Raw genomic sequence first — 22,889 nt, 5'->3', positions numbered from 1 at the left:
CGGGAACAAAGCTCGACCGAATCGGCGACTCGCGGGGATTCAGGATTCGTTCTCTACGACATCTGGGTTGCGGGCCCGGAGCGGCTACAAAATGCTGAATCTGGCCAATGCTTTAGGAGAATCGGAGCGGATTTCCCGTCCGGCTTGATAATTCTGTCAATCATGGATATTTCGTAAATGGAAATACAATAATGAATGCATTGTGATTTAACGGTTGGACGAACTGGGAACAGAACCGCGACGAATCACTTATTTTGCAGGGTTTTTGATTTGTTCCTGCCAAATATGGTGTTTCTGAATATTTGAAATCAACATCCTGATCCCGAAAGATCCTGACAATGAGCGCAGGAGTTGGCTGTTTAAGGCAAGTGTTTCTTTTTGGGTCAGGGGTACGGTTCCTCGGTAGCTGTCCGGCGGAATTTTCGGAGCGCTGAATGCAGGACGGGCATTTAAACAAGGTGTTCGCGTTCGCGGAGAAGGTGTCCAGCCGCGGGACTGTCGAAGCCGCGGCGGCAGATCTGTCTGACCTTGCCGGACATTACGGGTTTTCGTCCTACGTGCTGGCGACTTTCACCGGACCGGGTTCGATGTGCGCTCCTTATGTTCTGTCGTCGGGCTGGGATCCGGAATGGGAGAGCCGGTATCTGCGGAAAAACTATATCCGACATGATCCGGTGATCGCGCGTGCAACGCGAAGGGCCGAACCGTTTCTCTGGGCCGATACCCGCAACGACGAGGATGTGACCCCCGAGGGCCTTCGGATCCTGGACGAGGCGCGCGCCTTCAAAATGAATGACGGCGTTTTGATGCCGATACACGGTCCGCGGGGGCTGATCGGATCCCTGATGTTCGGCGGAGAAAGAGCCGACCTGACCCCCGACGATCTGCGGGCGCTGCATCTGGCCGGCATGTGCGCTTATTCTCATGTCATGGATCTGGCGAAGCCGAAATTGCCGCAACGCGGTGCCGAGTTCGGTCTCACCGCACGGGAAGCGGAGTGTTTGAAGTGGTCAGCAGCAGGCCTGACCAGTGCCGGGATCGCCGACAAGCTGGGCATTTCGCGTCACACGGCGGACTGGTACCTGAAAGAAGCGTCGCGCAAGCTCGGCGCGGCCAACCGCCCCCATGCGGTCGCACTCGCTTTCCGTAACGGGATTATCGGGTAAGGCCCTGACTCTAAACATCTTCTGTGCCGACTATCGCATTGCGGCAACAGGCGCGGCGGGATGCGCACTTCTAAATCGATAAAAATCGCAGTAGAAAACAGATCCGGCTTCTTGCCGCACTGCAATGTAAACCGTCGTGGGAGGACTGTTTTTGGCAATCGGTAAAATTCTCGTCGCAAACCGCTCCGAAATCGCGATCCGCGTGTTCCGGGCCGCAAACGAACTCGGTCTGAAGACCGTGGCGATCTTCGCCGAACAGGACAAGCTGGCCCTTCACCGCTTCAAGGCGGACGAGGCCTACCAGGTCGGTCAGGGTCTGGGTCCCATCGAAGCCTACCTGGCCATAGACGAGATTATCCGCGTTGCCAAAACCGCGAAGGTCGACGCGATCCATCCGGGTTACGGCTTTCTGTCGGAAAGTCCGGAATTCGCCGAAGCCTGCGAGGAAGCGGGCATCATCTTCATCGGCCCGAAGCCGGAGACCATGCGCAGCCTCGGCAACAAGGTGGCCGCGCGCAACCTGGCGATCGAGGCTGGTGTGCCTGTCATGCCGGCAACCGATCCGCTGCCCGACGACATGGAGGAAGTCAAGCGGCTGGCGTCCGAGATCGGCTATCCGGTGATGCTGAAAGCCTCCTGGGGCGGTGGCGGCCGCGGCATGCGCGTCATTCCGGATGAAGCCACGCTGATGCGCGACGTGGTGGCCGCCAAGCGGGAGGCGCGGGCCGCCTTCGGCAAGGACGAAATCTACCTGGAAAAGCTGGTTCAGCGGGCTCGTCACGTGGAGGTGCAGATCCTCGGCGACGGTCAGGGCGGTCTGGTGCATCTGTTCGAACGCGATTGTTCCATCCAGCGTCGGCACCAGAAGGTGGTCGAACGGGCGCCGGCGCCGTACCTGGACGAGGCGAAGCGCCAGGAGCTTTGCGGCTACGGCCTGAAGATCGGCCGAGAAGTCAATTACCGGGGTGCGGGGACCATCGAGTTTCTGATGGATGCGGATACCGGGTCCGTCTACTTCATCGAGGTCAATCCGCGGGTTCAGGTGGAACACACGGTGACGGAGGAAGTCACCGGCATCGATATCGTCAAAGCGCAGATCCAGATTGCGGGCGGGGCGAAGATCGGAACGCCGGAAAGCGGCGTGCCGGCCCAGGAAAACATTCAACTGAACGGCCATGCGCTGCAGTGCCGGATCACGACGGAAGATCCGGACCAGAACTTCATCCCCGACTACGGCCGGATCACCGCCTATCGGGGCGCGACCGGCTTCGGCATCCGGCTCGACGGCGGGACCGCCTATTCCGGGGCGGTGATTACCCGTTTCTACGATCCGCTCCTGGAAAAGGTGACGGCCTGGGCGCCGACGGCCGAGGAAGCCTGCAAGCGCATGGACCGGGCGCTGCGCGAATTCCGTATCCGTGGCGTCGCGACCAACCTGGTGTTTCTGGAAAACATCATCGACCACCCGGATTTCCGGGCGAATTCCTATACCACCCGGTTCATCGACGACACGCCGGAGCTGTTCGAACAGACCCGGCGCAAGGATAGGGCGACCAAGCTTCTGACCTACATTGCCGATGTCTCTGTGAATGGTCATCCCGAAACCCGCTCTCGGGCCCGCCCGCCGAAGGACGCTGCCCTGCCGGTCGTGCCGGCCTACGGCAACGACAAGCCGGAAGGCACCCGGCAGCTTCTCGACCGGCTTGGCCCAAAGGGCTTCGCCGACTGGATGAAGGCCGAGACGCGGACGCTGGTGACCGACACCACCATGCGCGACGGCCACCAGTCCCTGCTTGCCACCCGCATGCGGACCCATGACATCGTACGGATCGCCGATGCCTATGCCTCCGGCCTGCCGCAGCTGTTCTCGCTGGAATGCTGGGGCGGGGCGACCTTCGACGTCGCCATGCGCTTTCTGACCGAAAGCCCCTGGGAGCGGTTGCGGCTGATCAGGGAAAAGGCGCCGAACATTCTGCTGCAGATGCTTCTGCGCGGCTCAAACGGCGTCGGCTACACCAATTATCCGGACAATGTGGTGAAGTTCTTCGTCGCCCAGGCGGCGGAAAACGGCGTGGATCTGTTCCGCGTGTTCGACTGCCTGAACTGGGTGGAGAACATGCGCGTTTCCATGGATGCGGTCGTCGAGGCCAACAAGCTGTGCGAGGGCGTGCTCTGCTATACCGGCGACATGCTCGACAGCGCCCGGCCGAAATACGATCTGAAGTATTACGTCGAACTGGCCAAGGAACTCGAAGCGGCCGGGGCGCATATCCTCGGCATCAAGGACATGGCCGGCCTTTTGAAGCCGGAAGCGGCCCGCATCCTGGTGAAGGCGCTGAAGGACGAGGTCAGCCTGCCGATCCATTTCCACACCCATGACACCTCCGGAATTTCGGCCGCGAGCGTCCTTGCCGCCGTCGAGGCCGGAGTCGATGCGGTGGATGCGGCGATGGACGCACTCTCCGGCCTGACCTCGCAGCCGTGCCTCGGCTCGATCGTGGAGGCCTTGCGCGGCGGTCCGCGCGATACCGGGCTGGACCCGCAGACCATCCGCGAGATTTCCTTCTACTGGGAAGCGGTGCGCAGCCAGTATCGGGCGTTCGAGAGCGACCTGCGCTCCGGCGCGTCCGAGGTTTACCTCCATGAAATGCCGGGCGGCCAGTTCACCAACCTGAAGGAGCAGGCGCGCTCGTTGGGGCTCGAAACCCGCTGGCATGAGGTCGCCCAGGCCTATGCGGACGTTAACATGATGTTCGGCGATATCGTCAAGGTGACGCCGTCGTCCAAGGTCGTCGGCGACATGGCGCTGATGATGGTCAGCCAGGGGCTGACGGTGGCCGATGTCGAGGATCCGGCCAAGGATGTCGCCTTCCCGGATTCCGCTGTGAAGATGCTGCATGGCGATCTCGGCCAACCGCCCGGAGGCTGGCCGAAGAAGATCCAGGACAAGGTGCTCAAGGGCGAAAAACCGATCACCGTGCGTCCGGGTTCCCTGCTGGAACAGGCCGATCTCGACGCGGAGCGGACGAAGGCCGCGGAAGCGACCGGGCGGGACATGGATGACGCGGATCTTGCCGCCTATCTTATGTATCCGAAGGTCTTTACCGACTTCGAAAAGGCCCAGCAGCAATACGGCCCGACCTCGGTCCTGCCGACGCCGGTCTATTTCTACGGGCTGGAGGCGGGCGATGAGATCCTTGTCGATCTGGAGCCGGGCAAGACGCTGGTGCTGCGCTGCCAGGCCTTCGGCGAAACGGACGAGAAGGGCGAGCAGAAGGTCTTTTTCGAGCTCAACGGCCAGCCGCGGATCATCAAGGTCCCTGACCGGGCGCACGGAGCGGCAGGGTCTGCCGCCATGCGCAAGGCGGACGCCGGAAACGAGGCCCATGTCGGCGCACCGATGCCGGGCGTCATTTCCACGGTCACCGTCAAGCCGGGCCAGACCGTGTCCGCCGGCGACGTTCTCCTGTCGATCGAGGCCATGAAAATGGAAACCGCCCTCCACGCGGAGCGCGACGGGACAATCGGAGAGGTGCTGGTGACGCCGGGCGCGCAGATCGACGCCAAGGATCTCCTGATCGTCTATTCGGGCTGATCCGGCTTAGCCATGAAAAAACCGGCCGCTGTTGTCCAGTGGCCGGAATCCCACGCGGTGAACCGTCAGCCGGCGGCTCTGAAGTGCACTTCGCCTTCCTGCAGGAAGCAGGTTTTGGAGAAGAGGGAGAGGTCAAGACGGTTAGGCAACCGGACATCGTCGAGGTCCGGGCAGCTTTTTGCCGACAACTCGTAGGCGCGGTCGATCTGCGAGATGACGACAAAGATCGTGCCGCGCTTTTCCGCAAAGGCTTTCAGCGCGTGCACCTGTTGCATCAGGTCGGGATGCTCCCGCTTCTGGTCGAGCAACTGCAGATAATCCACGACCGCGAGGCTGCCGGAGGGCGTGCCGGCCATCTTTTCGATGATGTAGTCCGCGCTGATGGCATCGGACATATCCAGATCGAAAAGGCCCTTGAACCGATTGGGGTCCACGCCGATCGCCCGAAATCGGTCCAACACATGGACCTGCGTGTATTCGAGGGTGAAGAAGGTGCTTCGGTTTCCTGCCTTCATCGCTTCCACGGCAAGTTCCAGGCTCAACAGCGTCTTGCCCTGACCCGGGCGGGCGCCGATGAGGACGAGGTCTCCAGGGAAAAGTTTCGGATAGAGTTTGACAGCCGGGGAAGCGGTCGCAAACCTGGCGGAAAGCAGGCTCCAGCTTTCGACGCCTTCTCCGGCTGCGATCCGGTCAAGCGCTTCATGCAGCGGTATTTGCGTCTCGCGCGACAATAGCCGCGCCTTGCGTTTCAGGACATAGACGGGTGCTGAGAGTTTCATGGACGAACCTCCTGCCACGGACGTGTTCCGCAATCCCTCCTTATGCCGGATATCCGCAGAGCGGGTTCAAAGATGAAGCCGTCCTGCATTCATGATGCTTTCCCGGATGGAGTGGGGAGGTTCGGACGAAACCAGGACGTCTTTTTAGTGCGATTCGGACTTGTACGGAACGGCAAACGTCACTCGGCTGCAATGCAGTGGACATGCTTTCCGTCGGCGCGTCCGATCCACAGATCGAGAAACGAGTCGAGCCAGCGGCGCACGGCAAGGTCGTATACATAGCGGCCGGCGAAGTGATCCCGGCGCTGCTGGGCACCCGGCAGGGCCATCCGCGGTGCGCCGCGGGTCGTCCAGCGGACAAGCATGGAGTGGGTCAGTTCCGGGTGGAATTGAATCCCATAGGCATTGCTGCCATAGCGGATCGCCTGGTTCGGATAGGTGGGGTTCGTGGCCAGGAGTTCGCAGCCGGCAGGCTTGTCGAAGCCTTCGCTATGCCATTGATAGGCTTTGTCGGGCCAATTCATCAGCGCCTTGCCCGCTTCGGTCGGGCGCAGCGGATAGTAGCCGATCTCAACCAGTCCGTCGCGATGACCCGCAACGGTGCCGCCAAGCTGTTTGACCATCATCTGGGCGCCGAGACAGATCCCGAGGAACGGGACTTCCTCGCACAGCGGCACCTTGATCCAGTCGATCTCGCGATGGACATAGGCATCCGGATCGTTGGCGCTCATCGGACCGCCGAAAATCACAGCTCCGGCATGGCCGGCCATGGTCTCGGGAAGCGTGTCGCCAAAGCGGGGTTTGCGAATGTCGAGAGCAAAGCCGCGCTTGATGAGTTCCTGCCCGACGCGACCGGGTGAGGAATGCTCCTGATGGAGGATCACCAGAACTTTCGGACGGGGTGAGTCAGCGAAGGTTTCCAATCTCATGGGACCAAATATGAAACACTTCGCGCACGCGGTCGAGCCCTTTTGCGGTGCAATATCGCGAAAGCTCCGTCAGTCCTGGTCCGGCTCCTCGGTGGATTTGGCCACCTTGCGCCGCAGGTTCATCCGGTCCCGGGTTGAAATGCCCAGCAGTTCGGCGACCCGCCAGATGGTGTTGTCTTCAAATTCATGGACATGGCCGTCCGCATAGACGACTTCCCACATCATCTCGACGATCGCGAGGCGTTCCGCCTCGTCCGTCCGTCGCTTCAAAACGGAAGTGAAGCCATAAAGGTCGACGGCCTCGCTGTCCTTGAGCTTGGCGGTGTCGATCAGTTCCTTCGTCTCGTCGTCGGTCAGCTGATAGTGGTTCTGGAGGATTTCCCGCAACTTCCGGATTTCGCTGTCCTCAATAACTCCGTCAACATCGGTGAGATGAAATAACAGCGCGGCCGCCGCGAGCCGGTGGTCGTCCTCGGCAAAGGTTTTCTTGGCGCTGTCACCGAGAGTGATTTCGCGAATGAACTGCTTGAATGATTTCAGCATGTATGAAGTCCGGAGTTATTCTTCGACATCAACCTAATGGCTCGGCCATCTGACGACAATCCTCTCGTATCATCAAACACTTGATCTTTTCTTCACATGTTGGAAAAACTTGGACAGAATCAAAACCTGCATCTGATCTTCCAGTTTTGAATTATTCTAAACTATTGATTTTGTTTAATTTTATACTTGACTTTTATCCTCATAAATTGATTCCTGCGGCCATCGATCCATTGCCGCTGCACCAGGAACGCCCGGAATGACCGGAACGCCCACGTCCATCGATATGTCCCGAAAGGCCGAAAGGCTCGTTGTGGAGGGCGTGCGCCGTCTCATGGCCGGATATGCGACCGGGGATGTGGGCTGCTGGGAAATGGCTTGGAAGCTCTACGCGGTCGAACTCGGTGTCGATCATGCCAGAAAGCCGAGTTCGGAGCTTGCCCATTATGCCCGGGCGCTCAAGACCCATGGGAAGCGGGCTCTGTGTCTGTTTCCCTATGATTGCCCCCGACTTTGCCAGGACGAGTGCCTGGTCGCCTCGCTCGTCGCCGCCGCGCAGGCAGGCGATGCCGCGGTGCTTGAAGCCGCGGGCGCCGCTCTCGTTTTCGACGAGGGCGTCGGGGAAACGCTTTATGCCGCCGGCGAATTCGCAGGCGCCCTGAAAGACTGCGGCCTGATGCTCAAGCCCGTGGATCTGTCGAGCCTTCCGCTGGAAGAATGTCCCTTGAAACGGTTGAAACCCGTCAGAATGCACTGACCGATCACGTGCCGGACAAGACGGCCTCCCAAACCCATCCATTGTTGTTGAAAATCGAGAGGAAACATCTGATGAAATCTTTGAAGTACGGCCTGATGGCTGCGGCCGCCTTCATGACACTGCCGGCCCTGGCCGCAACGCCCGAGGATGTCCTGAAGACCTATGGCGATGTCGCCGAAGCCGCCTACAGCGATTCCCTGACCTCGGCGAAAGACCTGCAGGCCGCGATCGACGCGCTGATTGCGAACCCGAACGACGAAACGCTTGCTGCCGCCCGGGCCGCATGGGTCAAGGCGCGCAATCCCTACCAGCAGACCGAAGCCTATCGGTTCGGCAACGCCATCGTCGACGACTGGGAAGGCAAGGTGAATGCCTGGCCGCTCGACGAGGGCCTGATCGACTACGTGGATGTGTCCTACGGCGACAGTTCCGAAGCGAACGCTTATTACACGGCCAACGTGATTGCCAACCCGACGCTGAAGGTAGGCGGGGAGACCATCGACGCCACCGAGATCACGCCGGCGCTTCTGGCCGAAGAGCTCCAGGAAGCAGGCGAAGTCGAAGCCAATGTGGCGACCGGCTACCATGCGATCGAATTCCTACTCTGGGGTCAGGACCTGAACGGGACCGACGCCGGTGCCGGCAACCGTCCCGCGACCGATTTCGATCCCGCCAACTGCACCGGCGGCAACTGCGAACGCCGTATCCAGTACCTGAAGGCCGCCACGGCTCTTCTGATTACGGATCTGGAAGAAATGGTCGCCGCCTGGGCACCGGACGGAGAAGCCCGCGCGGACTTGGCCGGCAAGGGCGAAGCCGGCGGTCTGGCAACCATCCTGACCGGCATGGGCTCGCTTTCCTACGGCGAACTGGCCGGTGAGCGCATCAAGCTCGGCCTGATGCTGCACGATCCCGAAGAAGAGCATGACTGCTTCTCCGACAACACCCACATGTCGCACTACAACGATGTCGTCGGCATGCGGAACGTCTATTTCGGCACCTACAAGAGCCTGGACGGCAAGAACGACGTTGCCGGCGCTTCGCTCGCAGAGCTGGTTGCCGAAAAGGATCCGGCGCTGGCTGAGGAAATGAAGGCCAAGCTCGATGCGTCTCTGGCTGCTTTCGAAGCCATGAAGGCCCGCGCCGAGAATGGCGAGGCCTATGATCAGATGATCGGCGAAGGCAATGACGAGGGCAATGCCGTCGTCCAGGCGGCCGTCGATGCGCTGGTCGACCAGACGAAGTCGATCGAGCGGGTCGTCAAGGCTCTGGAGCTTGAGGAAATCGCCTTCGAAGGGTCCGACAGCCTCGACAACCCGAACGCTGTGTTCCAGTAAGATACGATGATCGGCGGGGCATTATGTCCCGCCGGTCTTTTAGAGGTGCCGTGTTAGGGTCAGGACCTATTCATTTTATGCATTCTGCGGGGCGTCTTTGCCTGCTGACAGCGTCAGAGACCCTTGAAAACCGGATGGTTTCCTGCGGCTCTCTTCCTTGTCAGTAGACAAAGCCACTCCCGCAGAATGCATAAAATGAATAGGTCCTGACCCTTAATTGGGGCGCACGGTGCCGGAAAGTGACGCGAACAGATTGGCCTCGAAAAATGACCTCTACCAAATGGTGCGCACCCATCCTTGCCGCCGTATTCGCCCTTGGTGCGACTCTCGGCCCGGCGAGCGCAAAGGATGTCCTGGCTCATCGTGACGACCTGACGCCCAAGGACAGGAAGCGCGTTGCGCGTGTCGTTGACCCGGCAACGGATTTTTCCAAACCGGAAATGTTCGAGCCCATGTCCGGCGGGGCGGCCACCTCAACCAAACTGATCAATCGGGACGCATATTCCCACTCCTCCGCGAACATCACGTTCGAGGAAGAACAGACCTTCAAGGTCGGCAACGGCCTGTTCAAGAAGATGTGGGCCTCGTCCCCGTCTTCTACGCAGGCCTCGGACGGGCTGGGGCCGCTCTATAACGCCCGGTCCTGCCAGGGCTGCCACCTGAAAGACGGCCGCGGGCGCCCGCCGCGCGACGGGGAGGACGCCGTCTCGCTGTTCCTGCGCCTGTCGATCCCGCCGCAGACTGCCGAACAGGAAGCAGCCCTTGCCTCCAAGGCGGAGTTGCGCATCCCGGAGCCGACCTACGGCGGTCAGTTCCAGACCTTTGCGGTGCCCGGACTGCCCGGCGAAGGTCGGTTCGATATCGAGCTGGAAGAGATCGAGGTGCCGCTCAACGGCGGTGAGGTGGCTGTCCTGCAAAAGCCGACCTACAGGATCCGCGATCTCGGCTTCGGCCCGATGCACCCGGACGCGATGATCTCGCCGCGCGTGGCGCCGCCGATGATCGGCATGGGGCTGCTGCAGGCCATTCATCCGGGTGACATCGAGGCTCTTGCCGATCCGGATGACGAAGACGGCGACGGTATTTCCGGCAAGGTGAGCCGGGTGCGGGACCATCGGGCCGGTGAATTGACGATCGGCCGCTTCGGCTGGAAGGCGTCAAACCCGACCGTGCGGGCGCAGTCGGGGGATGCCTTTTCCGGCGATATCGGGATCGGCACGCCGGACCGGCCCGACCCTTACGGGGACTGCACCGGAGCGCAGACGGCCTGCCGGGAATTGCCGACCGGAGAGCAGGCCCAGCTTGGCGATACCGAAGCCCCCGATCCGGTCCTGGAGCTGGTTACTTTCTATTCGGAAAATCTTGCGGTTCCGGCCCGGCGCGATTTCGACGATCCGGTCGTTCTGCGCGGCAAGGAACTGTTTCACCAGATCGGCTGCATCTCCTGCCATAATCCGAAATTCGTCACCAGCCGGAAGGCGGAAAACAAGGCGCACCGGTTCCAGCTGATCTGGCCCTATTCGGACATGCTGCTGCATGACATGGGCGAAGGCCTCTCCGATCACCGTCCCGTCGGCGATGCCTCGGGCAGCGAATGGCGGACGCCTCCGCTGTGGGGGATCGGGCTGACGGAAACCGTCAACGATCACACCCGTTTCCTGCATGACGGGCGGGCGCGCAATTTGCTCGAAGCCGTGTTATGGCATGGCGGAGAGGCCCAGCCGGCGCGCGATCAGGTCGTCGAACTTGATCCGGACGACCGGGCAGCCCTCATTCGTTTCCTGGAGTCGCTTTGATGCGTTTTCTGATTTACGCCGCCTGTTTGTGCATCATGGCCGGACCGGCGACGGCGCAGGACTTTTCGGCCAATATCAAGAACAGTATCGAGGACTATATTCGTCCGGTGGCGGAGGGATTTGCCGGAACGGCGGATGAGCTCGCGCCCGTCATCGATACGGTTTGCAGGGACGCGACCGCCGAAACCAGGGCGGCGTTTGCGAGCCAATATGCTGAGGCGGTCGCCGCCTTCGCGAGGATTTCCTTTCTCCGCTACGGGCCGCTGCTTGAGGAGGATCGCCTGAACCGGCTGGCGTTCATGCCCGATCCGCGCGGGATTGCTCAAAGGCAGATCCGAAAGATCCTTGCCCAGAAGGACGTCACGGCAACGGATGCCGTGGCCCTCAAGGACAAGAGCGTCGCGGTCCAGGGGCTGGCGGCCCTGCAGCTTATCGCCTTCGACAAGGACGGCCGGGTGGTGCTCGGCGAACCGGGCAAGTTGCGGGAGTTCATCTGCGGTTATGCGAAGGCGATTGCCGTCAATGTGGCCCAGGTTGCCGGCGAGGTCGCCGCGGCCTGGGAGGATCCGGACGGTTACAGTTCGGACCTGCTGATGCCGGGCACCAGGAACGACCACGTGCGGACCAGCAAGGATGCGATCGAAGTGATCTTCAACGCGCTGGTCACCGGGCTGATCATTGCCAAGGATCAGGATGTTCTGCCGGCGCTCGGCAAGGGTCCGGACAGCGCGAAAGCGAACCGGGTTCCCTTTTCCCGTTCCGGCAACGGACTTGCCTATTTGGGCGCGGAACTCAAGGGGATCGAAGAGGCATTGCGGGCGGCGGATTTTGAGCCGCTGTTGAGCGAGGATTATGCCTGGATCCCGGATTCGATCTATTTCGAGTTCGGCAATGCCCAGACCCTTCTGGCGGGCATCGCGCCGCCGATCCGACAGTCCCTCGAGGACGGCGACAATTATCAACGGCTCAAGGTTTTGACCCTGACCGTCAACAGCCTGCGGGATACGATGGCAGGAGAGCTTGCCGGGGCTCTTTCCTTATCAGGAGGCTTCAATGCGCTGGATGGGGACTGACCGTGTAACCATCAGCCGGCGCGCCTTGCTGGCAGGCCTTGGCGGGATCGCAGCGATCAGCGCCGGTCCTTTTCCCGCCTTCGCCGGCGGTGCGGGTTTGATTGACGAAAGCGCGCTCGACACTCCGCTCTTTGCCAGCGCACGCCGGGAAGCCGACGGCAGTTACGGAATTGCGATCATCGATGACGCCGGTCAGGAGCTTGCCCGTGTCGCGCTGCCGGGCCGCGGTCACGGTATCGCGGTCTCTCCGGACGGGCGGCGGGTCATGGCCTTTGCCCGGCGCCCGGGTACCTTTGCCCTCCTGATCGATCCGTTCGAGCGAACCGAGCCGCAGGTGCTGACTTCCATCGAGGGCCGGCACTTCTACGGCCATGGCTGTTTCTCGCCGGACGGCCGTCTGGTCTATGCGGTGGAGAATGACTACGACGCCGTGCGCGGCGTGCTGGGCGTTTATGACGTCAGCGGCCGGCAGATCCGGCGGATCGGCGAGATCGAGACGGGCGGGATCGGTCCGCACGACATTCTCCTTGCCGAAGGCGGCAAGGTTCTGGTCGTTGCCAATGGCGGCATCGAGACCCATCCGTCGCGCCCGCGCGAAAAGCTCAATCTCGACACCATGCAGCCGTCGGTCGTCTTTCTGGACAGGGAGAGCGGCGATCTGCTTGCCGGGCACAGCCTGAGCCGGGATCTGCATCAGTTGTCCCTGCGCCATATGGCGATGGACGGAGAGGGCAAGGTCTGGGTTGGCGGTCAGTTCGAGGGCGACAAGAGCCTGACACCGCCTCTGGTGGCGCGCATGACCCGCGACAGCGGACCTGAATTCACGGAGATCCCCCTGACACTGGCGTCCGGGTTGCAGAGTTATATCGGTTCGGTCGTTGCCAATGCCTCTGGCGATGTGATCGCCACATCGGCTCCGCGCGGCGGGCAGGTCCTGTTCTGGGCAGCGGACACCGGAGCCTTTCTGGGAGCCGATCAGGTGGTCGACGGTTGCGGTCTGGCACCGCTCGATGCGTCGGGCTTCCTGATTTCCGATGGCACGGGCGGGCTGCGCTATGCGGAAGATCCGCAGTCTTTGCCTGAAATCCTGGCTCGGCCTCCTGGCGTCTCCTGGGACAACCACATGGTGGCCTTGTAAGGTCCACACAAGCTTCCCGTCGCGTTCTTGCCAAAATGAAGCCTCACACTTATTGCGGGCTTGTCATAGACTGGTCACCCGAATCTGGCGTTCGTCTGATTGTTTGGCCTGATCTGAACGAACTTCAGATTCAAAGGGGTGACTAGCAAGTATTTGTTTTTAATGTGGTTTTTGGATTTGAAATGCGCCCCGGCATCCGCCGTTGAAATGAGGCGTGTTTCAATTCCGCCACACGGCCTCGAATCGTGATGGGGAAAGGTATGCGGCGGCTACTGATCGGACTAGGGGCGTTTTTCTTTCTGCTGGTAACAGTCCTGCTGGTATTACCGTTCTTCCTGCCGAAGGACGCCATCAAGCAGCAGGTCGTTTCGGCGGTGGAGAACCAGCTCGGCTGGCGTCTTCGTCTCGACGGACCGGTCAGCCTGTCCCTGTTGCCCGGGTTTTCGCTGACCGCGGAAAACGTCGGCCTCTCCGGCGAGGCGGGCGCTGACGGGATCGAGTTCGCCAAGGCTGAGGCGGTCAATTTCGGACTGGCCTGGGAAGGCCTGTTCGGCGGAGAGATCCGGTTGACCGGGATTGACCTCACGAAACCCGATATCTTTCTGGAAATCGGACCCTCCGGCACGACGAGCTGGCAGCCGCGCCGCCGGTTCGGGGAAGCGGAAAGCCCGGATCCGTCCTCCGGACAAACCGCGGAAACACCGGCGCCCTCAACACCTGAAAGCGGCGAACCCGCCGCCACCCGCGAAGCCGGGTTCATCAGGAAGATCGGCGTCGACCGGTTCGGGATCTCCCAGGGCAACCTGGTCTATTCGAACCGCCAAACCGGTGAAAGGGTGGAGATCAAAGCGCTTGATCTGACCGTTTCCGCTCCGGATCTGGCAGGAGATGTCGATCTGGAAGGCCGGTTCGACTGGCAGGACAATCCGGTTGCCGTCGCCGGTTCCATGTCCGCGCCGCTGTCATTCATCGGCGGCGAGGAAGTGCCGGTATCCCTGGAGGTTTCCAGCGGCGATGCGTCTTTTGCGGTAGCCGGCAAGGCAGGTCTCAACCCCGCACAGGCCGATGTGACGATTTCGGCGTCCGGGCCGTCGGTCAGCCAATTGGCCGCCCTGTTCGGAAAGCCGCTTCCCCGGGATCCGGGCAGTTTCGCCGTGGAAGGACATCTCGCGGGCAATGAGACAGCGATCGTCCTGAACGATCTCAAGGCGACCATGGGCAGCTTTGGTCTCGGCGGATCCTTCGATGCGGATCTGGCCGGCCAGGTTCCGGCGCTTTCCGGACGCATGGTGCTCGACAAGGGGTCGCTTGCAGATCTTCTCGCGCTTGCCGGCCAGGATCTGGCCGCCTCGGGCAATCTGAAGGCGGATCTGGCGTTTACCGCGAGCGGGGTGGACACGCCTGAATTGCTCGCCAGTCTGAACCTCAAGGGGAATGCCCATCTGGATGCCGGCGAAGTTTCGGGCCTTGGCCTCGCCTCGGTTGCCGGCGGCGATCCGGCGGCGGATACGATCAAGAATATATCCCTGTCCCTCAACATCGACGGTCTGGACGGTCCGCTTGCCCTGAACGGCGGCATGTCCTGGCGCGGCGAAGGCTTTACGGTCACCGGCAAGGCAACGCCCGCGCCGCTTCTGGCCGGTATCGCTGCACCGGTTTCCGCACAGATCAAGGGACAACGTTTTTCGGCCGGTTTCGACGGCCGGTTTCAAAGCAGGGGCGATCTGGAAGGGGCATTGTCGCTGGAAACCGCGGATCTGCGGTCCCTGCTCGCCTGGGTCGGCCAGCCGGTCTCGGCGGGCAGCGGTCTGAAGACGTTCAAAGTTTCCGGATTGTTCTCTGCGCAGGAAAATGCGGTCGGGTTCGAGGAAACGAGCTTCGTTCTGGACCAGACCTCCGGCAAGGCGACCGGTCGCGTGACCTTCGGCAAGACGCCAACGGTGACTGCCCGCCTCGATCTCGGTACGCTGGTTCTCGATCCCTATCTGGGCGGCAGTTCCGGAGGCAGGAGCGGATCATCGTCTTCAGGCGGCGGGAAGGCGTCCGGCAATACTGGCGGCAATGGCGGATCTTCCGGCGCCAGCGGGAGCTGGAGCACGGCGCCGATCGATTTTTCCGGGCTCAGGACCGTCAACGCCGACTTCTCGGTGACAAGCAAGGAAATCGTCTGGGACGCGCTTAAAATCGGAAGCAGCGTGCTCAAAGCGAAGATCCAGAACGGTGTTCTCACCGCGGATCTGCAGAAGCTCAGCCTTTACGGAGGCAATGCATCCGGCAATCTGACCCTGAACGGTGCGGGAACGGCGGCAGGCGTCAAGGCCTCGTTCCATCTTGAAAATCTCGACGCCCATCCGTTCCTGCGCGATGCGGCGGACACACGCTGGCTGCACGGACGGGCCTTCATGGATCTGGACCTGGCGGCCGTCGGGGGCTCCGAGCGCCAACTGGTTGAAAATCTCAACGGCACGGCACGCGTCGAATTCGCCGACGGGTCGCTCCGGGGCATCAATATTCCGCAGATCGTACGCGGTCTTTCGGTCAAAACGCTGCTCGGCTGGGCGGGAGGCTCGGAAGAAAAGACCGATTTCAGTTCCATGTCGGCGAATTTCAAGATTGCAAACGGCATAGCCGTCACGGACGACTTCTCGCTCGTCGGACCGCTGGTCCGGGTGAGCGGCGGCGGAACGACGAACATGCCGGATCGCACGCTCGACTGGCGCGTGGAACCGAGAATTGTACCGACCCTGGAAGGCCAGGCGCCGGCGCCGCGGGCGAAGGGCGAAGACAAAAAACTGGCCGGCCTGGGTGTGCCCGTGATCGCCAAGGGACCCTGGGACAATCCGCGGATCTATCCCGATGTCGCTGGTATCCTGGAAAACCCGGAAGCTGCCTACAAACAGCTGCAGAGCATGGGCGGCGATCTGGTGAAGGCGCTCAAGGACAAGAAACCCGACGATGCGCTGGCGGACGTCGCCAATGAGGCGATCAAGCGGGCGACCGGCGGCAAGACACAGATCGACATTCAGAAAGTCATCGAAGGCGACGTCAACGATCAGGACGTGCTGAAGGCGGTCGAAGAAGGCTTCGGACTGCCCTCCGGTCTGCTGGGATCCTTCGGCAAGAAAAAGAAGGACGAGTAGAAAGCATCCTCAATAGGGCGCGGGGCCGTAGGAATTCGAGCCCCGGGTTCCGCCCTGCAGGGACCAGATGAACAGCAGCAGCGCGCCGATCAGCGGCACCAGCACAATGAGGATCCACAGGCCGGACCTGTCGATGTCGTGCAACCGGCGCACGCTGACGGTGAGGCTTGGAAAGAACAGCAGAAGATTGGTGACGAGGCTTGCGGGACTTTTACCGTCCAGGGCGATCGGACTCTGGCTGAAGGACGGGGCGATGAAGAAAGCGTCTACCAGCACCATGACCACGGCGGTGAGAAACATGAAAAGCATCCACCACCAGTATTCGGCCCGGTTGGCGCGACCGGAAAATGTGAAGTAATTCGAAAGAACAGTATCAGCTGCCTGAAACATTGTAAGTGCCCCCAAATACAAATGCATGTCGGGGGAGAATGGCACAGTCTGCTCAATTTCCGATTAAGCAACTCGGTTTGTAAAGCCTTACGAGGCTAGGCTAATTTTCCAAGTATCTTTTCCAACGCCTCTTCGACCGTTCCCGTGTTCTCGATCCGGGCCAGGTTCGGAATGTCCTGCATGTCCAATTGCGTCCGCTCCAGACGCCTTTCGATCTCCGCACGGCTTTCACGTCCGCGGGCCGCAAGCCTTTCGGCCAGAACGGCCTTCGGCGCGGTAATCAGCAGGACCAGAGGGTTTTCATATTTGCGCAGCGCGTCGGGAAGGGCGTGACGGGAGCCGTTGGCGACGACTGTGCCGCCTGCTTTTATAACGTCGTCCAGCTCCGCAGGCAGGATGTAGCCGAGGCCGTGGGCGCGCCATGCGAGCGCGTAGCGACCGGCCGTCACGGCCTCATCGTAGTCGGCCTCGGAGATCGGAATATGGGTTTCGGTGGCACCATCCGCAGGGCGGGTGATCTGCCGGGTGGCGAAGCGGAAGCCGGGATCATCCGCCAGGCGCTCCTTAAGCGCATTCAGCAGCGTGTCCTTGCCGGCACCGCTCGGCCCGACGACCAGGACCATCTTGCCCGGTCCGAGTTTCCTATCGTTGTCCGCCTGAATGCCGGTTCCGGTCATCACTGTCTCGATTTTCCGTGTTCGTTCCTCAGGCAACCCTGCGGCCTTCGCGCCATACGCCGCGCACGATCGGGACATTGCCGACGAGCTTGACCTGAACCAGGTCGGCACGCTTAGCCGTTTCCAGGGTTCCGCGATCGTCGAGGCCGATTGCCCTGGCCGGGGTCGCGGTCACGGTTGCGATCGCCTGCGGCAGGCTGATGCTGTCGACCTCGTCGGCCAGCTGGAAGGCGGCCTGGACCAGGGAGACAGGCACATAGTCGGAGGACAGCACGTCGAGGCAGCCGGCTTCGGCCAGTTCCCGGGCGGAGATGTTGCCCGAGTGCGAGCCGCCGCGCACCACGTTGGGCGCGCCCATCAGCACGCTCATGCCCGCCTGGCGCGAAGCGCGGGCCGCCTCGATGGTCGTCGGGAATTCGGCAATGCGGGTGCCGAGGTCGACGGCTTCCACCACATGTTCTGGGGTCGCATCGTCGTGGCTGGCGATCGAAATGCCGCGCTCACGGGCATCGGCCGCAATGGCTTTGCGGTTGTTCGGCGCAATGTCGCCGGCGCGGGACTGGCGGTCCTTGATGAAGGCCTCCATCTCCGCATCGGAAAAGCCCTTCTTGCCCTGGTAGTAGATCTTGTAGGCATCCAGCGACACGAACTGGCGCTGGCCTGGCGTGTGATCCATCAGCGAAATCAGGCGCACGCGGCTGTCGGTTTCGAAGAACTTGTAGGCTTCGAGAACGTCGGGCGCGGAAACCTCGCAACGCAAGTGGATGAAGTGGTCCGCGCGCAGGCGGTTTTCGTCCTGGCCCTGCTCGATGGCATCGGCGAGCTGGCGCATGTCCGGCGCGCGTAGGTCCGCATCCTCGTCCATGCCGACACGCAGCGCATCGAACACGGTGGTGATGCCGGCACAGGCGATCTGGGCATCATGGGCCTGCACGGCGGACACCGGATTCCAACGCACCTTCGGGCGCGGCGCATAGTGGACCTCCAGGTGATCGGTGTGCAGTTCGATCAGGCCGGGCAGAAGGTAGTCGCCCTCGCAGTCGTGGCCGGCGACGGAGGTTGCGCCGTCGATATCGGCGATCCTGCCACGATCGCAGGTCAGGCTGCCGTCGATCACGCTGTCGGGCAGGATCAGTCGGGCGTTCTTGAAAACGGTCGGTTCGGCGCTCATTGGACTTCCTCGAGGGCGGAGGCTGCCGTAGGCAGCACGTCGCCGGTCAGATGATAGATTTTCCTGATGGTGAAGGGCGCGCCGCGTTCGGCCTCGGTATAGAGACCGAATGAGGCGATCTGCCGGGGGGCACCGGTCACAGGCGCGAAAAAGGTTTCGGCGGCGTCTTTCAGGCCCGCGGCCTGCGCTTCGTCCTCGAGCTTGTTGCTCAAGGTCATGTGGAAGCGGAATTCGTCGAAAATGTAAGGATAGCCCCAGCCGGTCAGATAGCCGTCCTGTTTCGGCGTCAACCCGCTCTTGCGGCGGCGCTCGATATCGGCGTCAGACAGAGGCGCGCGCAAAGGCTCGAACGCGCGCACGCAGAGGCCGGCGAAGGCGGACAATTCCGCTTCCGGCCCCGTTGGGGTGAGCGCCAGGAACTTGCCCAGCCGGTTGACCGACAATTCGTTCACGAAGAAGGGGGCCACTTGCGCGGCGAAACTTTCGCAAGCCTCGACGAGATCCGCTTCACTGGCGTCGCTCTTCAGGGAAAATGGCGCCTTCAGCGTGCCGTGAAATCCGTAGCGGCGCGGGTCCGCAGTCAGGGTGCGGACCGTCTCTGCCTCCAGACCGGGAATGGCCGGCTGGGTCAGGTCGTGGCCTGAAAACGGGTCTCGTCCGAGCCAGGTGCCCCCAAGCTCCATCAGGGGATCATCGGCCGGAGCCGCGTAATAAACCGCATAGCGCATGTCAGATCTTCAAAGTCATCGGATGGGGAAGGGTCGCGGGAACGAAACGAAATATTCGCCTAGTCTTATTCCATGTCGATCCTGTGACGCTATCCCCTGCATGTGTTCATCGGATCAGGCTGCCTCCGCCCGGAAGGCGGTGACGTCTACGATCCGGTCGGAAATTCTGTCGCGCACATCCTGGTCGTGCAGAATGCCGACCATGGCAACGCCGTCCTGCTTTTTTTCCGCAACCAGCTCGACCACGACGGACCGGTTCGCGGCGTCGAGCGAGGCTGTCGGCTCATCGAGCAGCAGCAGCGGGTAATGAGCGATGAAACCGCGGGCGATGTTCACGCGCTGCTGTTCGCCGCCGGAAAACGTAGCCGGCGGCAGGCCCCAGAGCCGCTCCGGCACATTGAGCCGGGTCAGGAGATCGCGCGCCTTCGCAAGCGCTTTTCCTTCGTCCGTGCCCTGCAGGATCAGCGGCTCGGCGACGACTTCCACCGCCGGCACGCGCGGGATCACCCGCAGGAACTGGCTGACGTAGCCGATCACATCCTTGCGCAATTGCAGGATCTTGCGCGGCTCGGCATCCGCCACGTTGACGATCTCGTCGCCCACGGTCACCAGGATCTGACCCTGATCGCAGCGGTAGTTGCCGTAGATCATCTTGAGGATCGAGCTCTTGCCGGCCCCGGACGGTCCGCCGAGAACCACGCACTCACCCGCACCGACGGAGAAGTCGACGCCGGAGACGACCGGAATGGTCGTTCCGCCCTGCAGGTGCATGGTGAAGGACTTGCCGACATGGCTGAGATAAAGACGCACTGGCATGGTTCGGCCTCAGACCTGGAGGATGGAAGATACGAGAAGCTGGGTATAGGGCTCGCGCGGATCGTCGAGTACCTGATCGGTCAGCCCGGTTTCAATGACTTCTCCGTGGCGCATGACCATGATCCGGTGCGACAGGAGCCGGGCGACGGCGAGGTCGTGGGTCACGATGATCACGGACAGACCCAGGTCCGCCACCAGGCGCCGGAGCAAATCCAGAAGCCGGGCCTGAACGGAGACATCGAGACCGCCGGTCGGTTCGTCCATGAACACGAGACGGGGATGGGTCACCAGGTTCCGGGCGATCTGGAGCCTCTGGCGCATGCCGCCGGAGAAGGAGCGGGGGTCGTCGTCGATCCGATCGGACTCGATTTCCACCCGGCCGAGCCAGTCGGTCGCGGTTTCACGGATATGGCCGTAGTGGCGGTCGCCAACCGCCATCAGCCGTTCGCCGACATTGGCGCCGGCGGAGACGGTCATGCGCAGACCATCGGCAGCATTCTGATGAACGAAGCCCCAGTCGGTACGCATCAGCAGGCGGCGTTCAGCCTCGCCGAGCTGATAGAGGTTGCGCATGGCGCCGTCGCGCATGCGGTATTCGATGGCGCCGGCGGTCGGAGCCAACCGGGTCGACAGGCAGTTGAGCAGAGTGGTCTTGCCGGATCCGCTCTCGCCGACGATGGCGAGAACTTCGCCCGGCCAGAGCTGGAAGGACACGTTCCGGCAGCCGATGCGGTCGCCGTAGTAGCGCGTGACGCCGTTGACCTGAAGCAGCGGGTCATTGCTGAAAAAATCGGTCATCGGGCCGGCTCCTCGGTGCGGTCGGCGGACGTGCCGCCGGCAAGGGTCATGGCATTCGGATCGGCGGCCATGGGGCCGAGGTGCCCGGCCTCGCGGCGTTCCTCGCAAAAGTCGCTGTCGGAGCAGACGAACATGCGCCCGCCCCTGTCGTCGAGGATGACCTCGTCGAGATAGACGTTCTCCGCGCCGCACAACCCGCAGGGCTTGTCGAATTTCTGGACTTCGAAGGGATAATCCTCGAAGTCGAGGCTCTTGACCTCGGTGTAGGGCGGGATCGCGTAGATCCGTTTCTCGCGCCCCGCGCCGTAGAGCTGAAGGGCTGCCATTCTGTCGATCTTCGGATTGTCGAATTTCGGCGTCGGCGAGGGGTCCATCACATAGCGGTTGTTGACCAGCACCGGATAGGCATAGGTGGTGGCGATGTGGCCGTTCTTGGCGATGTCCTCATAGAGCTTCACATGCATGAGGCCGTATTCCTCCAGCGCATGCATCTTCCGGGTTTCCGTTTCACGGGGCTCCAGGAAGCGCAGGGGTTCCGGGATCGGCACCTGGAAGACGATGATCTGGTCCTCGCGCAGATCCTTTTCCGGGATCCGGTGGCGGGTCTGGATGATCGACGCCTTCGAGGTCTCGAAGGTGGTTTCGACCCCGGCTGTCTTTTCGAAGAAGCCGCGAATGGCGACCGCGTTGGTGGTGTCGTCGGAGCCCTGGTCGATCACCTTCAGGCAGTCGTCGGCGCCGAGAATGGAGGCGGTGACCTGGACCCCGCCGGTGCCCCAGCCATAAGGCATGGGCATCTCGCGGGAGGCAAACGGCACCTGGTAGCCGGGTACGGCAATGCCCTTCAGGATTGCCCGGCGGATCATGCGCTTGGTCTGTTCGTCGAGATAGGCGAAGTTGTATTCGCCCTCGTCGAGGGGCTTGGGCTGAGCGGTCATTCCGCGGCCTCCTTCTGGTCTCTGGAGGCCTTTTCTTCCGCCTCGCGTGCGGCGAACCACTCGTCGCGCATGCGGCGGACGAGATCGAGTTCGGCCTGGAAATCGACATAGTGGGGAAGCTTCAGGTGCTCCACGAAGCCGGTCGCCTGGATGTTATCGGAATGGGACATGACGAATTCCGTATCCTGGACGGGCGCGACCTGCTCCTCGCCGAGTTCTTCCCATCGCAGCGCCCGGTCGACCATCGACATGGCCATGGCCTTGCGTTCCACCTGGCCGAAGACGAGGCCGTAGCCGCGGGTGAATTTCGGCGAGGACTTGGCCGTTCCCTGGAACTGGTTGACCATCTGGCACTCGGTCACCTTGATGGTGCCGAGGCTGACGGCGAAGCCCAGTTCTTCTGCAAAGAACTCCACTTCGACGGCGCCGTAGCGGATCTCTCCGGTGAAAGGGTGGGTGCGTCCGTAGCCGCGCTGGGAGGAATAGGCGAGGCTGAGGAGGAAACCCTCGTCGCCGCGCGCAAGGTTCTGCAGGCGCAGATCCCGGTCCGCCGGGAAGGACAGCGGTTCGCGGGTGAGGTCGCCGACCGGCGAGCCTTCGCTGGAAACCGGATCGGCCTCCATCAGGCCTTCCTCGTCCAGAAGATCGGTCACGCGCGGCATGGCCTCATCAGCGGGCTCCCGGCGCACGGGCGCTTCGATCTCGCCTTCGGCTTCGGCGGCCAGCGCAAAATCCAGCAGGCGATGGCTGTAATCGAAGGTGGGCCCGAGAAGCTGGCCGCCCGGCAGATCCTTGTAGGTTGCCGAGATACGGCGCTCGACCAGCATTGCCGCCGTATCGATCGGCTGGCTGTAGCCGAAGCGCGGCAGGGTGGTGCGGTAGGCGCGGATCAGGAACGCCGCCTCGATCAGATCGCCGCGCGCCTGCTTGATGGCAAGGGCTGCGAGCTGTTCGTCATAGAGCGAGCCTTCGCCCATGACCCGGGCGACGGAGATCGCCAGCTGTTCGGCAATCTGGTCCAGGGTGAGGGCGGGGATGCTGGTGTCGCCCCGGCGGCGTTTGGCCAGAAGCTGGTGCGCGTTGCGGATCGCCTTCTCACCGCCCTTGACTGCAACATACAT

Annotated in this window: 19 protein-coding genes; 8 read left to right on the top strand and 11 right to left on the bottom strand. The window is 62.0% G+C overall.

Features of this window, described 5'->3' with window-relative positions; genetic code table 11:
• Positions 1 to 434: 434 nt before the first annotated feature.
• Both ACN0SO_RS11310 and pyc read left to right on the top strand, forming a co-directional pair.
• The gene (locus ACN0SO_RS11310; protein ID WP_417677657.1) at positions 435 to 1,166 is read left to right on the top strand and encodes a LuxR family transcriptional regulator; all 732 of its coding nucleotides are present in this window, start codon (positions 435 to 437) and stop codon (positions 1,164 to 1,166) included.
• 151 nt (positions 1,167 to 1,317) lie between these two features.
• Positions 1,318 to 4,761 (top strand): pyruvate carboxylase, encoded by a 3,444-nt coding sequence (gene pyc / locus ACN0SO_RS11305; protein WP_417677655.1) that lies wholly within the window; start codon positions 1,318 to 1,320, stop codon positions 4,759 to 4,761.
• Positions 4,762 to 4,826: 65 nt separating this feature from the next.
• Here the strand turns inward: pyc and ACN0SO_RS11300 are convergent, their stop codons facing one another.
• From ACN0SO_RS11300 to ACN0SO_RS11290, 3 genes are all read right to left on the bottom strand, one after another.
• On the bottom strand, positions 4,827 to 5,540 hold the full coding sequence (locus ACN0SO_RS11300) for a DNA helicase (protein ID WP_417677653.1): 714 nt from the start codon (positions 5,538 to 5,540) through the stop codon (positions 4,827 to 4,829).
• Positions 5,541 to 5,719: 179 nt separating this feature from the next.
• The gene (locus ACN0SO_RS11295) at positions 5,720 to 6,469 is read right to left on the bottom strand and encodes a glutamine amidotransferase (RefSeq protein WP_417677651.1); all 750 of its coding nucleotides are present in this window, start codon (positions 6,467 to 6,469) and stop codon (positions 5,720 to 5,722) included.
• Positions 6,470 to 6,538: 69 nt separating this feature from the next.
• Positions 6,539 to 7,012, bottom strand: coding sequence for a TerB family tellurite resistance protein (locus ACN0SO_RS11290; protein ID WP_417677649.1), 474 nt, complete (start codon positions 7,010 to 7,012; stop codon positions 6,539 to 6,541).
• Between the two features lie 256 nt (positions 7,013 to 7,268).
• Here ACN0SO_RS11290 and ACN0SO_RS11285 point away from each other — a divergent pair, with 256 nt between their 5' ends.
• The 6 genes from ACN0SO_RS11285 to ACN0SO_RS11260 all read left to right on the top strand — a co-directional run bounded on the left by ACN0SO_RS11285 (position 7,269) and on the right by ACN0SO_RS11260 (position 16,250).
• Positions 7,269 to 7,766 carry a hypothetical protein gene (locus ACN0SO_RS11285; protein ID WP_417677647.1) on the top strand — a complete coding sequence of 166 codons (498 nt, stop codon included), beginning with the start codon at positions 7,269 to 7,271 and terminating at the stop codon, positions 7,764 to 7,766.
• A gap of 71 nt (positions 7,767 to 7,837) precedes the next feature.
• The gene (locus tag ACN0SO_RS11280) at positions 7,838 to 9,103 is read left to right on the top strand and encodes an imelysin family protein (RefSeq protein WP_417677645.1); all 1,266 of its coding nucleotides are present in this window, start codon (positions 7,838 to 7,840) and stop codon (positions 9,101 to 9,103) included.
• Between the two features lie 266 nt (positions 9,104 to 9,369).
• Positions 9,370 to 10,899 (top strand): di-heme oxidoredictase family protein, encoded by a 1,530-nt coding sequence (locus ACN0SO_RS11275; protein WP_417677643.1) that lies wholly within the window; start codon positions 9,370 to 9,372, stop codon positions 10,897 to 10,899.
• On the top strand, positions 10,899 to 11,972 hold the full coding sequence (locus ACN0SO_RS11270) for an imelysin family protein (RefSeq protein WP_417677641.1): 1,074 nt from the start codon (positions 10,899 to 10,901) through the stop codon (positions 11,970 to 11,972). The genes ACN0SO_RS11275 and ACN0SO_RS11270 overlap by 1 nt, the downstream gene beginning before the upstream one ends.
• Positions 11,962 to 13,110 carry a DUF1513 domain-containing protein gene (locus tag ACN0SO_RS11265; protein ID WP_417677639.1) on the top strand — a complete coding sequence of 383 codons (1,149 nt, stop codon included), beginning with the start codon at positions 11,962 to 11,964 and terminating at the stop codon, positions 13,108 to 13,110. The genes ACN0SO_RS11270 and ACN0SO_RS11265 overlap by 11 nt, the downstream gene beginning before the upstream one ends.
• Before the next feature lie 260 nt (positions 13,111 to 13,370).
• Positions 13,371 to 16,250 (top strand): AsmA family protein, encoded by a 2,880-nt coding sequence (locus ACN0SO_RS11260; RefSeq protein WP_417677637.1) that lies wholly within the window; start codon positions 13,371 to 13,373, stop codon positions 16,248 to 16,250.
• Positions 16,251 to 16,259: 9 nt separating this feature from the next.
• Here the strand turns inward: ACN0SO_RS11260 and ACN0SO_RS11255 are convergent, their stop codons facing one another.
• The 8 genes from ACN0SO_RS11255 to ACN0SO_RS11220 all read right to left on the bottom strand — a co-directional run bounded on the left by ACN0SO_RS11255 (position 16,260) and on the right by ACN0SO_RS11220 (position 22,889).
• Positions 16,260 to 16,640, bottom strand: coding sequence for a DUF805 domain-containing protein (locus tag ACN0SO_RS11255; protein WP_417677635.1), 381 nt, complete (start codon positions 16,638 to 16,640; stop codon positions 16,260 to 16,262).
• Between the two features lie 95 nt (positions 16,641 to 16,735).
• Entirely contained in the window at positions 16,736 to 17,317 is a 582-nt protein-coding gene (phnN, locus tag ACN0SO_RS11250; protein WP_417677633.1) for a phosphonate metabolism protein/1,5-bisphosphokinase (PRPP-forming) PhnN, read from the bottom strand.
• A 28-nt stretch (positions 17,318 to 17,345) separates the two neighbouring features.
• Positions 17,346 to 18,488, bottom strand: coding sequence for an alpha-D-ribose 1-methylphosphonate 5-triphosphate diphosphatase (locus tag ACN0SO_RS11245; protein WP_417677631.1), 1,143 nt, complete (start codon positions 18,486 to 18,488; stop codon positions 17,346 to 17,348).
• The gene (locus ACN0SO_RS11240) at positions 18,485 to 19,216 is read right to left on the bottom strand and encodes a DUF1045 domain-containing protein (protein ID WP_417677629.1); all 732 of its coding nucleotides are present in this window, start codon (positions 19,214 to 19,216) and stop codon (positions 18,485 to 18,487) included. The genes ACN0SO_RS11245 and ACN0SO_RS11240 overlap by 4 nt, the downstream gene beginning before the upstream one ends.
• Before the next feature lie 114 nt (positions 19,217 to 19,330).
• Entirely contained in the window at positions 19,331 to 20,032 is a 702-nt protein-coding gene (phnL, locus tag ACN0SO_RS11235; protein WP_417677627.1) for a phosphonate C-P lyase system protein PhnL, read from the bottom strand.
• Positions 20,033 to 20,041: 9 nt separating this feature from the next.
• Complete coding sequence (gene phnK / locus ACN0SO_RS11230) at positions 20,042 to 20,830, bottom strand: phosphonate C-P lyase system protein PhnK (protein ID WP_417677625.1); 789 nt, start codon at positions 20,828 to 20,830, stop codon at positions 20,042 to 20,044.
• Positions 20,827 to 21,768, bottom strand: coding sequence for an alpha-D-ribose 1-methylphosphonate 5-phosphate C-P-lyase PhnJ (locus tag ACN0SO_RS11225; protein ID WP_417677623.1), 942 nt, complete (start codon positions 21,766 to 21,768; stop codon positions 20,827 to 20,829). The genes phnK and ACN0SO_RS11225 overlap by 4 nt, the downstream gene beginning before the upstream one ends.
• On the bottom strand, positions 21,765 to 22,889 hold the full coding sequence (locus tag ACN0SO_RS11220; protein WP_417677621.1) for a carbon-phosphorus lyase complex subunit PhnI: 1,125 nt from the start codon (positions 22,887 to 22,889) through the stop codon (positions 21,765 to 21,767). Before ACN0SO_RS11220 ends, ACN0SO_RS11225 begins: the two co-directional genes overlap by 4 nt.

This window comes from Roseibium sp. (assembly GCF_048260565.1).
Lineage (GTDB): Bacteria > Pseudomonadota > Alphaproteobacteria > Rhizobiales > Stappiaceae > Roseibium.
This window is presented reverse-complemented; position numbering and strand designations above follow the sequence as displayed.

Excerpts from the sequence above, each read along its gene's own strand:
- ACN0SO_RS11310 (WP_417677657.1), top strand. The coding sequence starts at position 435 with ATGCAGGACGGGCATTTAAACAAGGTGTTCGCGTTCGCGGAGAAGGTG.
- ACN0SO_RS11300 (WP_417677653.1), bottom strand. The coding sequence starts at position 5,540 with ATGAAACTCTCAGCACCCGTCTATGTCCTGAAACGCAAGGCGCGGCTA.
- ACN0SO_RS11295 (WP_417677651.1), bottom strand. The coding sequence starts at position 6,469 with ATGAGATTGGAAACCTTCGCTGACTCACCCCGTCCGAAAGTTCTGGTG.
- ACN0SO_RS11290 (WP_417677649.1), bottom strand. The coding sequence starts at position 7,012 with ATGCTGAAATCATTCAAGCAGTTCATTCGCGAAATCACTCTCGGTGAC.
- ACN0SO_RS11285 (WP_417677647.1), top strand. The coding sequence starts at position 7,269 with ATGACCGGAACGCCCACGTCCATCGATATGTCCCGAAAGGCCGAAAGG.
- ACN0SO_RS11280 (WP_417677645.1), top strand. The coding sequence starts at position 7,838 with ATGAAATCTTTGAAGTACGGCCTGATGGCTGCGGCCGCCTTCATGACA.
- ACN0SO_RS11275 (WP_417677643.1), top strand. The coding sequence starts at position 9,370 with ATGACCTCTACCAAATGGTGCGCACCCATCCTTGCCGCCGTATTCGCC.
- ACN0SO_RS11270 (WP_417677641.1), top strand. The coding sequence starts at position 10,899 with ATGCGTTTTCTGATTTACGCCGCCTGTTTGTGCATCATGGCCGGACCG.
- ACN0SO_RS11265 (WP_417677639.1), top strand. The coding sequence starts at position 11,962 with ATGGGGACTGACCGTGTAACCATCAGCCGGCGCGCCTTGCTGGCAGGC.
- ACN0SO_RS11260 (WP_417677637.1), top strand. The coding sequence starts at position 13,371 with ATGCGGCGGCTACTGATCGGACTAGGGGCGTTTTTCTTTCTGCTGGTA.
- ACN0SO_RS11255 (WP_417677635.1), bottom strand. The coding sequence starts at position 16,640 with ATGTTTCAGGCAGCTGATACTGTTCTTTCGAATTACTTCACATTTTCC.
- phnN (WP_417677633.1), bottom strand. The coding sequence starts at position 17,317 with ATGACCGGAACCGGCATTCAGGCGGACAACGATAGGAAACTCGGACCG.
- ACN0SO_RS11245 (WP_417677631.1), bottom strand. The coding sequence starts at position 18,488 with ATGAGCGCCGAACCGACCGTTTTCAAGAACGCCCGACTGATCCTGCCC.
- ACN0SO_RS11240 (WP_417677629.1), bottom strand. The coding sequence starts at position 19,216 with ATGCGCTATGCGGTTTATTACGCGGCTCCGGCCGATGATCCCCTGATG.
- phnL (WP_417677627.1), bottom strand. The coding sequence starts at position 20,032 with ATGCCAGTGCGTCTTTATCTCAGCCATGTCGGCAAGTCCTTCACCATG.
- phnK (WP_417677625.1), bottom strand. The coding sequence starts at position 20,830 with ATGACCGATTTTTTCAGCAATGACCCGCTGCTTCAGGTCAACGGCGTC.
- ACN0SO_RS11225 (WP_417677623.1), bottom strand. The coding sequence starts at position 21,768 with ATGACCGCTCAGCCCAAGCCCCTCGACGAGGGCGAATACAACTTCGCC.
- ACN0SO_RS11220 (WP_417677621.1), bottom strand. The coding sequence starts at position 22,889 with ATGTATGTTGCAGTCAAGGGCGGTGAGAAGGCGATCCGCAACGCGCAC.